12 protein-coding genes are annotated in these 13,595 nt (G+C 42.9%); 9 read left to right on the plus strand and 3 right to left on the minus strand.

Annotation, left to right across the window (positions count from 1 at the left end; translation table 11 throughout):
* The first annotated feature begins 7 nt into the window (after positions 1 to 7).
* Complete coding sequence (locus tag ACINWC323_RS15255; protein ID WP_221408631.1) at positions 8 to 1,201, plus strand: IS256-like element ISAba26 family transposase; 1,194 nt, start codon at positions 8 to 10, stop codon at positions 1,199 to 1,201.
* 37 nt (positions 1,202 to 1,238) lie between these two features.
* Here the strand turns inward: ACINWC323_RS15255 and ACINWC323_RS15250 are convergent, their stop codons facing one another.
* A complete protein-coding gene (locus tag ACINWC323_RS15250; RefSeq protein ID WP_009509183.1) occupies positions 1,239 to 2,105 on the minus strand; it encodes a tetratricopeptide repeat protein in 867 nt (288 codons plus the stop codon).
* 156 nt (positions 2,106 to 2,261) lie between these two features.
* Here ACINWC323_RS15250 and ACINWC323_RS0118810 point away from each other — a divergent pair, with 156 nt between their 5' ends.
* Both ACINWC323_RS0118810 and ACINWC323_RS15245 read left to right on the plus strand, forming a co-directional pair.
* On the plus strand, positions 2,262 to 2,657 hold the full coding sequence (locus ACINWC323_RS0118810; RefSeq protein WP_249364854.1) for a hypothetical protein: 396 nt from the start codon (positions 2,262 to 2,264) through the stop codon (positions 2,655 to 2,657).
* A gap of 166 nt (positions 2,658 to 2,823) precedes the next feature.
* Positions 2,824 to 4,008: a hypothetical protein gene (locus tag ACINWC323_RS15245; RefSeq protein ID WP_032881109.1), complete on the plus strand. Its 1,185-nt coding sequence runs from the start codon at positions 2,824 to 2,826 to the stop codon at positions 4,006 to 4,008.
* A gap of 51 nt (positions 4,009 to 4,059) precedes the next feature.
* On the opposite strand, the gene ACINWC323_RS15240 is transcribed toward ACINWC323_RS15245, so the two are convergent.
* Positions 4,060 to 4,893 carry a DMT family transporter gene (locus ACINWC323_RS15240; RefSeq protein WP_009509221.1) on the minus strand — a complete coding sequence of 278 codons (834 nt, stop codon included), beginning with the start codon at positions 4,891 to 4,893 and terminating at the stop codon, positions 4,060 to 4,062.
* A gap of 75 nt (positions 4,894 to 4,968) precedes the next feature.
* A complete protein-coding gene (locus ACINWC323_RS15235; protein WP_009509203.1) occupies positions 4,969 to 5,949 on the minus strand; it encodes a LysR family transcriptional regulator in 981 nt (326 codons plus the stop codon).
* A gap of 100 nt (positions 5,950 to 6,049) precedes the next feature.
* On the opposite strand from ACINWC323_RS15235, the gene ACINWC323_RS15230 reads away from it, so the two are divergent.
* The 6 genes from ACINWC323_RS15230 (at position 6,050) to cntB (ending at position 13,576) form a co-directional block, all read left to right on the plus strand.
* Positions 6,050 to 7,162 carry a tartrate dehydrogenase gene (locus ACINWC323_RS15230; protein WP_009509266.1) on the plus strand — a complete coding sequence of 371 codons (1,113 nt, stop codon included), beginning with the start codon at positions 6,050 to 6,052 and terminating at the stop codon, positions 7,160 to 7,162.
* Between the two features lie 39 nt (positions 7,163 to 7,201).
* Entirely contained in the window at positions 7,202 to 8,857 is a 1,656-nt protein-coding gene (locus ACINWC323_RS15225) for a BCCT family transporter (RefSeq protein ID WP_171062162.1), read from the plus strand.
* Positions 8,854 to 9,807, plus strand: coding sequence for an alpha/beta hydrolase (locus ACINWC323_RS15220; RefSeq protein ID WP_009509212.1), 954 nt, complete (start codon positions 8,854 to 8,856; stop codon positions 9,805 to 9,807). Before ACINWC323_RS15225 ends, ACINWC323_RS15220 begins: the two co-directional genes overlap by 4 nt.
* 64 nt (positions 9,808 to 9,871) lie before the next feature.
* A complete protein-coding gene (gene cntA / locus ACINWC323_RS15215; RefSeq protein WP_005286894.1) occupies positions 9,872 to 10,987 on the plus strand; it encodes a carnitine monooxygenase subunit alpha in 1,116 nt (371 codons plus the stop codon).
* Between the two features lie 75 nt (positions 10,988 to 11,062).
* Positions 11,063 to 12,514, plus strand: coding sequence for an NAD-dependent succinate-semialdehyde dehydrogenase (locus ACINWC323_RS15210; protein ID WP_009509214.1), 1,452 nt, complete (start codon positions 11,063 to 11,065; stop codon positions 12,512 to 12,514).
* A gap of 105 nt (positions 12,515 to 12,619) precedes the next feature.
* Positions 12,620 to 13,576, plus strand: coding sequence for a carnitine monooxygenase, reductase subunit CntB (gene cntB, locus ACINWC323_RS15205; protein WP_009509186.1), 957 nt, complete (start codon positions 12,620 to 12,622; stop codon positions 13,574 to 13,576).
* Positions 13,577 to 13,595: the final 19 nt, after the last annotated feature.

Below are 13,595 nucleotides of genomic sequence, written 5' to 3' on the forward strand. Positions count from 1 at the left end.
AGCAACAATCAAAAGTATGGCTGCCGAATTGGCTAAAGGTCTAAAAACACCAGAAGACTTAAACCAAATGACAGCAGTCTTTAAAAAATTCATGATTGAAACTGCACTCAATACTGAACTTTCAGACCATCTCGGTTATGAAAAGCATCAGCCCAAGAAAGGCTCAAATAGCCGTAATGGGTTTAGTTCTAAAACCATTACAACTCAAGATGGACAACTGGCTTTAGATATTCCCCGTGATCGAGAAGGTTCATTTGAGCCACAAATTATCAAAAAGCACCAAACACGCATCACCAGTATGGATGACCAAATCCTCTCACTGTATGCAAAAGGAATGACTAATAGGGAAATTGTAGCCTTCTTCAAAGAAATGTACGATGCCGATGTGTCAGCATCTCTCATCAGCAAAGTTACCGATGCTGTGATTGAGCAAGTGACTGAGTGGCAAAATAGAGCCTTAGATAGCCTTTATCCTGTTGTCTATCTTGACTGTATTGTTGTCAAAGTCCGTCAGCACTCCAATGTGATTAACAAGTCCGTATACCTTGCTTTAGGCATCAATATGGATGGGCAAAAAGAATTACTGGGTATGTGGATTGCTCAGACAGAAGGTGCCAAATTCTGGCTGTCAGTCATGACAGAGCTAAAAAATCGAGGAGTACAGGACATTCTTGTTGCCTGTGTAGATGGATTAAAAGGCTTTCCTGACGCGATAGCCTCTGTTTACCCTCATACTGATATTCAACTGTGTATTGTGCATGTTGTACGCAATAGCCTGAGATTTGTAAGCTGGAAAGACTACAAGGCTGTTACGTCGGGTCTGAAAGCGATTTATCAGGCAAGTACAGAGGAAAATGCTTTAAAGTCCCTAGACATCTTCTGTGATCAATGGAATCACCAGTATCCCAAAATTGGAGAATCCTGGCGGGCCAATTGGGAAAATATCCGAACGATCTTTAGCTATCCAGCCGAAATACGTCATGCTATTTATACAACAAATGCGATTGAGTCGTTGAATAGCGTAATACGCCATTCAACGAAGAAAAGGAAAATCTTTTCATCTGATGACTCAGTAAAGAAGGTCATTTACTTAGCAACATCAAATGCTGCGAAGAAATGGACGATGCCAATTCAAAATTGGCGTTTAGCAATGAATTGGTTTACGATTCAGTTCGATGATCGATTAAAAGATCATTTATAAAAAATGGAACTTACACAAAATAATTTACAGGCTCGTTTTATTCAGTTTTGTTGGGATTACGCTCATACTTACCTTTCCAGAGTAAAAATTCCTTTTCATTTTTTTGCTCTCTATAGGCTATAGCAAGATTATATTGTGCGGTAGTATTACCATCCTCTGCTATTGGTTTGAGTAAGTTGATAGCTTTCCCTAAATCCTTGGATGTGCCTTTACCATTTGCATATAAATTTGCTAACTGGATTGATGCAGCCTCATAGTTTTGTTCAGAGGACTTTTTATACCATTCTAAAGCTTTTTTTAAATCTTGTTGAACACCTTCACCATAATAATAAGCTTGAGCTAAGTTAAATTGACCAGAGGCATTACCATGTTCAGCAGAGATTTTAAATTTTTCAATAGATTTAGTTATATTTTTTGGATAGATAATACCATTCTTATAAAAAATACCAATTATGGATATTGATTCATAGTGATTTTGTTTTTCAGCTTTTAAGAAAAAGTCTAAAGCTTTTTTATAGTCACTATCATTCTTGGCTTTATTAAACTCTAAAAGACCTAGATTGTGTAATGCTGGTGCATACTTTTGATTCGCTGCTAATGTATACCATTCAATTGCTTTCTTTTCATTAGTTATTCCATTAAATCCATACTGATAACCAATACCAACATCATTCTGAGCAACTGGATTTCCTTGTTTAGCAAGCTCTAATAGAATCGGAAATGCTTTATTATATTGGTTATTATTGATCAAATCTTCTGCTTGTTTTAGCTTTTTATTGGTTTCTTGGTCATAGATATACACGTTTTCTGCATCTGAATTGTTTGTGTTTGAGGTGGAGTTTTTTTGTGAATTACCACATGAAATCAGGAAGATAAGTGATATGAGAGCTAAAATATTTTTCATTTAAATCTAAGCTGTTATTGAAATTTAAATGAGCTTATTTTAATGTTGGTTCCTTGTTTTAACAATAATTAATAGGTGTAATTTAATTATTTTTACAATTCACACTATTTTAAACTTTATAGTCGCTTATTTTTAACATAATGGGACTGAACTTTTATGAGTATTTCTATGCTAATTAAAGATTTGTTGGTGATTTATTTATTATTGTCTGTTGTGCTTTGGGCTATTTTTCATCAATTAGCAGCAAGATATGTGAATCGCAATGAAGCTTTAAAGAGTATATTTTACGGTAGTTTGTATAAAAACAAACCAATGGATGTGACTAATATAGAAGCAGTAATTTTAGGTATTACTTTTATTAATATAATTTTCTTATTTTCTGAGAAGAGTTTAAAAAACTTTTTTGAAAAAAGAAAACTATTCTATGGAATGGATTTTAACTCGGCTATGAGGGTAGTAGAGCAGCATAAAAAGTTATGGTTTCATATTAAGTTATCTGTTTTTTTTGGTTCTACGATAGTTATAAGCTCAGTTATGCTCTTTTGGTTGTAATCAATTATTGATGAGTTTATCAATCTAGAAAGGATATTCCATACTTGTCTGAGCTTAATATTGTCCCATTAAACACATTCCGTAAAGACCAACTTTATAGTTTAAGCGTTGTTTGTCAGCCTGAATTTCTTCATTTTCATATGAGGTTAAACAAGGACGTACAACAATGAAAAAAGCTCTGCTTCTCTTGAGTTCAATGGGTATCTTTGCAAATACGCCAGTCTTGGCCGCCGATATCAGTATCGGTGACCCGAAAACGCAAGCGGGTGAACTAAAACTGACAGGCGCAATCCGTACCCGCTATATCCATAAAGACTATATTGTCCAAGCCAATGAAGGCTCCAAAAATGATGACTGGCGATTGGCCGATATCAAAGCGGTCTTGAGTTATGAAAACCCAGACTGGATTGCATCAATGGATGTGCGTTGCTACCAGTACGATCGTTTATGTGATGCACTATTTTTAAAAGATGCTTGGGCAGGCTATAAGTTTTCAGATCAGCAACGAATGACAGTCGGTTTTCAATCGGTTGATTTCGGTTTTGGACGACTGTGGGGCAATAGCTATTATGAAACTTTGCTGAATACCGTTGGACTGGAAGACATTCAAAACCTTGGAGTGAAGTACCAATTTAAGGACAATCTGTACAACTTCATTCTGGGTTTTTATCCAACCGATGGTGGTAATTACAAAGGCACATCCAAGGATTCCAGTCGTTATAGCGGTAACTTTGTGCAGGCAGACGATCTGACTCAAGGCACCGATATTGATGAAAAGAACATGTGGGTGACGCGCTTATCCCGAAAGTTTGAACTAGATCAATCTCAGAATTTCTCCACGGAAATTGGTGGCTCTTATTGGTATTCGGAATTAGAAAACAATCGTACCAATAAAGACGGGCATCGTAGTACATGGAGCATTTTTAGCACCACCAATTATCAGGCATGGCAATGGTTGTTTTTGGCAGGAGAGCAGGACATTAAAAATGCAGACGATCTTTTGCCAAAAAGTTCGACCATTGGCGCATTTGACTATCCTTATCAAGTGGCCAACAAAGGTAAATATATGGCCAATGAAATTAACTATACGTTTGCCAAGCCTTTTCATCAGTTAGAAAATATTAAACCTTATGTCTCGTATAGCCGTTTTTATAAAGATGAATCAGGCTATCAAGATTCGGATCGCTTAATCGCAGGTCTATATTTTAACTATAAAAAAGTCGGTATACAGGGTGAATATATCTGGAGTCGCAATGACCCAATGACGGGCAGTGGCGCAGATGGATTGGCGCAAGGTGACAGCAATCAATGGAATAAATTGTTCTATTTATCGCTAGGTTATTACTTCTAAATTCGGCGTTGAAAATGGGCCAGTCTGTTTACGATAGACTGGCTTTTTTGTTTAGGCGGTTCTTAAGATCAGTGCCCCGATTAAAATGATGCATGAGGAGATAATCCGTACTGCATTGATGCGCTCTTTTAGAATAAAGATTGAGATCAGCGTGGCAAATAAAATCGAGGTTTCTCTTAGTGCTGCAACAATCGCAACGGGTGCAAGCGTCATTGCCCACAGTGCCAAACCATAAGAGAAAAAAGAACCAATGCCACCGATTAAACCTAAATGCCAATTATGTCGGAAATACTCACCCATTTGCCGATATTGCATTTTTAGAGCAAAGATAAAAAAGATCAGTCCTGAGAGTACGAAACTCCATAAGATATAGGCAATGGCTGATCCCGCAAGTCGAACGCCATGACCATCCAGTAAGGTATAACCCGCAATCAAGACAGCGTTGAGTAAAGCCAGACCGATACCTTTGCGTCCCGTTTTGGGCGCAGCCAAAATCATCGATAAAATGCCGACGGAAATGGTAATGATGCCTAGCCATGCATTGAATTGTAGTTGTTCGTGCAGCAACAAGGTGCCTAAAACGGCAACAATCAGCGGTGCTGTGCCACGCATTAAGGGATAAGTCAGCCCCATATCGGCAACACGATAGATTTTTGCCACCATGCCAAAATACAGAATCTGTATTGCGGTTGAAGCCAGAATATAAGGCCAGCTCTCGCGATGCGGAATCGGGAAAAAGGGCAGCAGTAGTGCGGCTAAAACTGCTGCGGATGCAGTGACCAATACGGTAGTTAAAAATTTATTTGTACCCGCTTTTACAATGGCATTCCATGTGGCATGACATGTCGCTGCAAGTAAAATAAGGCCAAATATTGCCGTGCTCATAAGCTGCCTGTTAATTCATGATCTTGCTAATGTGCATGATGTTGCTGAAAAAAGAAAGCAGGCAGCTTAGCGTGATTATAGAAATACTTTCTCTGTATTTGGATTGATCGGCTCAATCGGCTGGATCAGCTGACCACGGCTTAGGTTCTGGATATGCTGTAAACGGTTGATCAGTTCATTTTGAATAAACAGAATACAGGTCTGTAGTTTAGATGAGCTTTTTAAACGTGAAGGATAGACCGCCCATACATCAGCATCTTGCCAATACTCCGGCAAGATATGCTGTAACTGACCACTAATCAATTCATCTGCCACATCCCAAATCGAACGTAAGATAATGCCATGTCCCTCAATCGCCAACTGGTGAATAATCTCGCCATTATTGGAAATGAAGCGCGGTGTGACATGTACCGACCGATCTTCCGAAGGATGACGCAATTTCCATAATACTGAGGATTGGTCACGTTCACTGATGGTGAGGCAATCATGGTTGCGTAAATCTTCCAGACTTTCAGGCATTCCTTGTTGCAGTAAATAGCTGGGTGCAGCGCAGAAAATTCGGAAATTTGACACCAGTTTTTTGGCAATCATATTCGGGGCAATATCGTTGCCAATGCGAATATCCAGATCAATGCTGTGTTGAATCAGGTCTTTGGTGTTGTCGATAGTATCAAACTGAATTTCCAGTTTGGGGTACATGGTCATCAATTTAGACAAGATGGGCGCAACATGTTTACGGCCAAAACCAAAACTGCTGACAATGTCGAGATGACCTGTGGGCGTGCTTAAGGGGTTATTCACCAGCTCACTGATTTCATCAAATTCATCCAGAATATTGGAGACCCGATCCAGAATCAGTTTGCCATCTTCGGTCAAACTGACATGACGGGTACTGCGATGGAACAGTTTACAGTTCAGATTGGTTTCTAAAATATTGATGCGTTTACTGATAAATGCAGGTGAAGCACCCAGCTCCTCAGCTGAATCGACAAAACTCTTGCGTTTGGCGACTGTGCAAAAAACCTTTAAATCCGATAGGTTAGGTAGATTATTCACGATCCGTGTCCATTGGGGTGATAGTTTTATTATTGATCATTGCTGCTGAAAACAGCATGTTTACAGCTAAGGATATTAACCAAAGGTGTAAGGGAGCGTTATGGCAAAAAAGTATAAAGTTGCCACGATTGCGGGTGATGGGATTGGTTTAGAAGTTCTACCAGAAGGCATCAAGGTTGTAAAGGCAGCAGCAGACAAATATGGCATTCAAGTTCAAATGGATAGCTTCGATTGGGCCAGCTGCGATTATTACCTTGAACACGGCAAAATGATGCCGGATAACTGGTTTGAAGTCTTACAGCAATATGATGCAATTTTCTTTGGTGCGGTGGGTTGGCCTGAAAAGGTGCCAGATCACATTTCACTGTGGGGATCATTGCTGCAGTTCCGTCGTCGTTTTGATCAGTATGTGAACTTACGCCCTGTTCGGTTAATGCCTGGGGTGAAATGTCCACTGGCTGGCAAACAACCGGGCGATATCGATTTTTATGTGGTGCGTGAAAACAGTGAGGGTGAATATTCAGCGATTGGTGGTAAAGCTTTTGAAGGGACTGATCGCGAGTTTGTGTTGCAAGAAGCGGTATTTACCCGTCATGGTGTCGATCGCATTTTGAAATATGCCTTTGAATTTGCGGATCAGCGTGAGGCTAAAAAAATCACGGCTGCAACCAAATCTAACGGGATTGCGGTGAGCATGCCGTACTGGGATGAACGTGTCGATGAAATGGCAAAAAACTACCCACAGATCAAGGCAGATAAACAGCATGTTGATATTTTAGCAGCACGTTTTGTTCTACAGCCTGAGCGTTTTGATGTGGTGGTGGCATCGAATTTATTTGGTGACATCTTATCGGATTTAGGCCCTGCATGTACCGGCACGATTGGTTTGGCGGCTTCGGCCAACCTGAATCCTGAACGTAAGTTCCCGTCATTGTTTGAGCCTGTACATGGTTCAGCGCCAGATATTTACGGTCAGCAAATTGCCAACCCAATTGCAGCGATCTGGTCGGGTGCCATGATGCTGGATTTCTTGGCAGATGGAGATGAGCAGGTCATTCAGGCAGGACAGGAAATCATGCAGGCGATTGAGCATGTGTTGGTGCATGGTCCGAAAACGCCTGATGTCGGTGGAACTGCCAAGACCTATGAGGTGGGTGATGCGATTGCATCCTGTGTAACTCAGCAAAAAATGGATTTATTCGCGATGGAGTAAGTACCCCTCAGGGAATAGTCACTATCCGAGATGGATTGAATAGATATGGATAATCAAATTACAAAACCTTATACAGATAAGACGCTTGCGATCACCAGTCTGGCCGTTGTATTTACATCAGTGGCTGGTTTGGCAATCTACTCATCTGAATCAATACAACTGGCTGCAAAATGGATGCAGTGGACCACGTCGGTGTTTACCACGCCAGTCCTGTTATTTGCTTTTTTATCAATTATTTTTACCTTCGGTTTGGCCTTTAGTAAATACGGCAAAATCAAGCTTGGTGAAGGCAAGCCCCAATACAGCACCATGTCATGGATTTTCATGTTCATTTTGTCGGGGATTGGGTCATCCACCTTGTACTGGGGCTTTCTGGACTGGGCCTATTATTACCAGACCCCGGGATTGAATTTAGCCCCTGAATCGGCAGCAGCGCTAAAATACAGCGTGGCCTATTCCTTCTTTCACTCCGGTTTGAGTGCATGGTCGATTTATGCTTTGGCATCAATTTCACTGTGCTACAGCTATCATGTCAGAAAGAACAAAGGCTTGAGTCTGGCGTCAATGGTAGAAGCGGTCACAGGCTTTAAAGCAACGGGCCCGGTTGGACGTGTGGTCGACCTGATGTTCTTGCTGTGTATGTTTGGTGCCTTGACCATTTCACTGGTTTTGACTGCGGTCACCTTTACCAACATTCTGTCGCAACTCACGGGTATCCCGAATACCTTTATGACCAAAGTGATCATCATTTTAGCGGTATCGGTGTTATTCGCACTCAGCTCTTATGTCGGTATGGATAAAGGCATGCAGCGCTTGAGTCATATGGTGTGTTTGGGCGTGGTGCTGTTTGCAATCTATGTGCTGTGCTTTGGGCCAACCCAGTTCATTATGAACAACTCATTGATGAGCTTCGGCCTCATGGCAACCAACTTTGTCGATATGAGCCTGTTTACCGACCCGATGGGCGATGGGAAATTCACCCGTGAATGGACCGTGTTCTACTGGTTATGGTGGATTTCTTACGCACCGGGCGTGGCGTTGTTTGTGACCCGTGTATCTAAAGGACGCACCATTAAAGAAGTGATTCTTGCCATGGTCATCGGTGGTAGCGTTGGTTTATGGTTCATCTTCGGTGTATTTGAGAACTACAGTGTCTATAGCTTCATTCACGGTATGGTCAATGTCCCGCAAATCTTGAGTCAGCAAGGCGGTGAAGTGGCGATCGGTCAACTGCTCGGTTTACTGCCAGCAGGCAAGCTAATGATGTGGTTATTCCTTGGCATTATGGTGATTTTTCTTGCAGCACATATGGATGCAGTGGGTTATGCCGTCTCTGCAACCTGTACTCGCGGTTTGCGTGAAGGGCAGGACCCGTCTCCAAATGCGCGTTTATTCTGGTGTGTGATGTTAACTCTAGTGCCAATTGCGATGATTTTCTCGAAGGCGCCGTTAGACACCATGAAAACTGCGACCATTGTGACTGCCTTGCCGTTTATTGTGATTATTCTGGTGCAGACCTATGGCCTGGTGAAATGGTTGATTGAGGATTATTCCAAAGTGCCATCACATTTGATTGAACAGAGCAGCTTTAGTGATCTGGACGCGCTTGAGCATACTGACCCAAATCAACAGATGCAGATTGATATTGCGGCAACCGCACTGGCCCATAAAAGCAGTCAAAAGGAATTGTCATGACACAGCAACCGAACACGCGCTATGAGTTAAGCGAAGAAATGCAAAGCCTAGTCTACTGGAGCAGTATTTATTCAGCCGCGGATAACGATATTGATTCAATACGTGCAGCCTATGATGCGATGTGCCTGCATTACACCTTGCCACGCGATGGGTCAGTCCATATTGAAGATAAAACCGTTGCGCATGCGACTCATCCCGTCAATGTTCGGTTGTATTCACCATTAGGCCAAGCACCCGCGGAGGGTTGGCCGTGTATCCTGTTTATCCATGGTGGTGGCTGGATGCTGGGCAATCTGGATTCACATGAATTTATCACCCGCTATTTATGCCGTGATCTGAATGTTGCAGTGTTGAGCGTAGATTACCGTTTGATACCCGAACATCATTTTCCTGCGGCTTATGAGGATTGTGAAACGGTCTATCACTGGCTGCGCACCCATGGCGCAGACTGGAACATCAATCCAGCACAGATTGTATTAGCAGGTGACAGTGCAGGCGGTAATCTAGCCGCGGCACTGGCGGTTCAGTTGCAGCATACGGGGAATCAGGCTTGTGGTCTGGCCTTGATCTACCCATGTTTAGGCAGCAGTTTTGATACCGCGTCTTGCCAGCAGCATGCACATGCGCCGTTACTGACGCTAGAGGAAATGCATTATTACCTGAAGGAATATGCACCGAATGCAAGCGACTGGAAAGATACACGTTTAGCGCCATTGAACGCACAGGATTTTTCTGACATGCCACGTAGCTTTGTTGCGGTGGCTGAATACGATCCACTGAGTGACGACGGACGTATTTTCGTAGACAAGTTAAAACAAGCCAATATTGCTGCCGAGTTTTATCTCGGCAAAGGATTACTGCATGGCAGTTTACGTTTAGTACGGGACTGTCCTGTGGTACAGGATTTATATCAGCACATGCTGAGTTCGTTAAAGCAAATGTTCAAGTGATTTGAACACCAGCCAATTTTGATAAAACGGTCGTTAGGACAAAACAGTTTAATGGAGTAAAACCATGAATGCAGTTGAAAAATTACCAGAAGATTTCTGTTCAAACCCGGATGTCGCATGGACATTTCCCAAAGTGTTCTATACCTCATCTCAGGTGTTTGAGCGTGAAAAAGAAGAAATTTTTGCGAAAAGCTGGATTTGCGTGGCACATGGCAGTGAAGTTGCCCAGAACAATGACTATATTACCCGTAAGGTCATTGGTGAAAACATCATCGTGATTCGCGGCAAAGATAGTGTACTGCGTGCATTCTATAATGTCTGCCCACATCGTGGTCATGAGCTGTTAAGCGGTAGCGGTAAAGCTAAAAATGTGATTACCTGTCCGTATCATGCATGGACCTTTAAGCTAGATGGGAGTTTGGCACTGGCGCGTAACTGTGATCATGTCGAGTCTTTTGACAAGCAAAACTCCAGCATGGTGCCATTAAAAGTGGAAGAATATGGCGGTTTTGTCTTTATCAATATGGATGAAAATGCCACTTGTGTTGAAGATCAGTTGCCTGAATTTGCACAAAAACTGAATGAAGCCTGTGCAGTGATTAAAGACCTGAAACTGGCGGCACGTTTCGTAACGGAAACCCCTGCCAACTGGAAAGTGATCGTGGATAACTATTTGGAATGTTATCACTGTGGTCCAGCACATCCGGGTTTCGCCGATTCAGTACAGGTGGATAAATACTGGCACACCACCCATCAGAACTGGACGCTGCAATATGGTTATGCACGTTCTTCAGAAAAGTCATTCAAGCTTGACCCATCGGTGAAAGACCCGACCTTTAGCGGTTTCTGGACCTGGCCATGCACCATGTTTAACGTGCCACCCGGTGCAAATTTCATGACGGTGATCTATGAATTCCCGATGGATGCGGAAACCACTTTGCAGCACTACGATATTTTCTTTACCAATGAAGAGTTGACCCAAGATCAGAAAGATTTGATCGAATGGTATCGCAATGTCTTCCGCCCTGAAGACCTTGAACTGGTTGAAAGCGTGCAACGTGGCTTGAAATCACGGGGTTATCGTGGTCAGGGCCGGATTATGACTGATAAGCAACGTTCAGGCATCAGTGAGCATGGCATTGCCTATTTCCAGAATCTTGTTGCGCAATATCACAAATAATCGCGTATCAGCTATTCAGTCATTTAAGGTACGGGATGCAGACCGTACCTTGCTTTCAATCGATAGGAACATGACATGTCAACTTTGCAAGGAAGTCCGTTATTTCAACAACACGGACTGATCAATGGTCAATGGGTGAGTGCACAATCTAATGCCACCATTCCTGTCACTAACCCTGCGACGGGTGAAGAAATTGGCCAGATTCCAAATATGGGTGCAGCGGAGGCTACGCAAGCGGTAGAAGTGGCGCATCAGGCTTTAGCGCAATGGAAAGGATTAACGGCACAAAAACGTGCAGATCTGTTACTGGCTTGGTATCAACTGGTTTTGAACCACGCAGATGAGCTGGCACGGATCATGACCATTGAGCAGGGTAAGCCTTTAGCCGAAGCCTTGGGTGAAGTGAAATATGCCGCTTCATTTATTCAATGGTTTGCCGAAGAAGGCAAGCGTGTTTATGGCGATGTGATTCCAACCACCAATAGTCAGCAACGTTTTATTGTCACCAAAGAGCCTGTCGGTGTAGTGGCAGCAATTACGCCGTGGAATTTCCCGATAGCCATGATTACCCGTAAAGCTGCGCCTGCTTTGGCAGCGGGCTGTAGCATCGTGATTAAACCTGCCAATGAAACGCCGTATTGTGCACTGGCAATTGCCAAGCTGGCAGAGATGGCGGGTATACCAGCGGGTGTCATTAATGTGGTGACAGGCAAATCGCAAGAGATTGGTTTGGTCTTTACTAGCCATGAAAAAGTCAAAAAACTGACCTTTACCGGTTCTACACCAGTCGGCCGTTTATTGATGCAGCAATGTTCAGGCACCATCAAAAAGTTGGCGCTGGAACTCGGTGGCAATGCACCCCTGATCGTGTTTGATGATGCCGATCTGGATAAAGCGGTACAAGGTGCAATCTTTGCCAAGTTCCGTAATGCTGGGCAAACCTGTGTCTGTGCCAATCGAATCTATGTCCATGACCAGGTTTATCAGGCCTTTACCGAGAAATTTGTACAAGAAGTACAGAAATTCAAAATCGGCAATGGTTTGGAGCCGAATGTGCAGATCGGACCGTTAATCAATGGCAAGGCTGTACTGAAAGCCAAACAGTTGATTGATGATGCCTGTGAAAAAGGTGCACAAGTGGCGTGCGGTGGTCAACAGCATGCATTGGGTCAGACTTTCTTTGAACCAACGGTGTTAACCGATGTTTCGCGTGACATGGAGATTGTTCAGGAAGAAATTTTTGGTCCAGTAGCGCCTTTAATTCGCTTTACAGACGAAGCCGATGTGGTCGCGCAAGCCAACGATACGATTTTTGGTTTGGCTGCGTATGTCTATAGCGAAAATATTTCACGGATCTGGCGTGTGGCTGAACAGCTGGAATATGGCATGGTCGGGATGAACTCAACCGCCATTTCCAATGAAGTGGTGCCATTTGGTGGTGTCAAACAGTCAGGAGTGGGGCGTGAAGGTTCTAAATACGGTTTAGAAGAATTCATGACCATTAAGTATATGTGTTTAGGATTATAGCAATACAGCCTGTTGGGATACGCTGAATAATCGGTCCAACAGGCCATTTGCATTTAAAAATAGAAAATGCTGGGATGAGCAGCAGGCGGTAAAGAGGATTTAGACATGGCGAGTCATTATGAAATGTTCCCTTCAGTGGTCACTTGTGTAGAGCAACTGACTCCATTGATTAAACGGTTCACATTTAAACGTCAGGATGGACAAAATTTCCCTCAGTTTAATGGCGGCAGTCATATCATTGTGAAAATGAATGACCAGTTGTCCAATGCTTATTCATTGATGAGCTGTGCTCAAGATCTGTCGACTTATCAAGTCTGTGTACGCAAGGATGTCGAAGGTAAGGGCGGTTCAGTCTTTATGCATGATCAGTGTAATGAAGGCTGCGAGATTCTGATCTCTGAACCGAAAAATTTGTTTCCATTGGCGGCAGATGGAGAGAAACATATTCTGATTGCGGGTGGGATCGGGATTACGCCATTTGTACCGCAAATGGATGAACTGGCTGCACGCGGTGCCGACTATGAGTTGCATTATGCCTATCGTTCACCAGAGCATGCAGCACTGTTGGAAGAGTTAAAACAAAAACATGGCGAACATATCTTTAGCTATGTGGACTCAGATGGAAAATGTCTTGATCTGGATCAACTGATTGGGTCTCAACCCAAAGGCACGCATGTCTATGTATGTGGACCTAAGCCAATGATTGATGCTGTGATTGATCGGTGTAATTACCATCGTTACCGCGATGAATATATTCACTGGGAACAATTTGCTTCAACTGTACCTGAAGAGGGGGAAGCATTTACGGTGGTGTTGGCCAAATCCAATCAGCAAGTCGAAGTTCAAGGCAATCAAACCATTTTACAAGCGATTGAATTGCTGAATATTGATGTGGAGTGTTTATGCCGTGAAGGGGTGTGTGGGACGTGTGAAACCACGATCCTAGAAGGTGAGGCAGAGCATTTTGACCAATATCTGAGTGATGATGAAAAAGCCTCACAGCAATCGATGATGATCTGTGTATCACGTGCCAAAGGCAAGAAATTGGTGCTTGATCTATAAGCTGTCTGATTGATTGCCT

It is taken from the genome of Acinetobacter sp. WC-323, assembly GCF_000314615.1.
In the GTDB taxonomy this organism is placed as follows: Bacteria; Pseudomonadota; Gammaproteobacteria; order Pseudomonadales; family Moraxellaceae; genus Acinetobacter; species Acinetobacter courvalinii.

Coding starts and splice junctions, on each gene's coding strand:
- ACINWC323_RS0118810 (WP_249364854.1), top strand. CDS start 2,262: ATGAGTATTTCTATGCTAATTAAAGATTTGTTGGTGATTTATTTATTA.
- ACINWC323_RS15230 (WP_009509266.1), top strand. CDS start 6,050: ATGGCAAAAAAGTATAAAGTTGCCACGATTGCGGGTGATGGGATTGGT.
- ACINWC323_RS15220 (WP_009509212.1), top strand. CDS start 8,854: ATGACACAGCAACCGAACACGCGCTATGAGTTAAGCGAAGAAATGCAA.
- cntB (WP_009509186.1), top strand. CDS start 12,620: ATGGCGAGTCATTATGAAATGTTCCCTTCAGTGGTCACTTGTGTAGAG.
- ACINWC323_RS15210 (WP_009509214.1), top strand. CDS start 11,063: ATGTCAACTTTGCAAGGAAGTCCGTTATTTCAACAACACGGACTGATC.
- cntA (WP_005286894.1), top strand. CDS start 9,872: ATGAATGCAGTTGAAAAATTACCAGAAGATTTCTGTTCAAACCCGGAT.
- ACINWC323_RS15250 (WP_009509183.1), bottom strand. CDS start 2,105: ATGAAAAATATTTTAGCTCTCATATCACTTATCTTCCTGATTTCATGT.
- ACINWC323_RS15240 (WP_009509221.1), bottom strand. CDS start 4,893: ATGAGCACGGCAATATTTGGCCTTATTTTACTTGCAGCGACATGTCAT.
- ACINWC323_RS15245 (WP_032881109.1), top strand. CDS start 2,824: ATGAAAAAAGCTCTGCTTCTCTTGAGTTCAATGGGTATCTTTGCAAAT.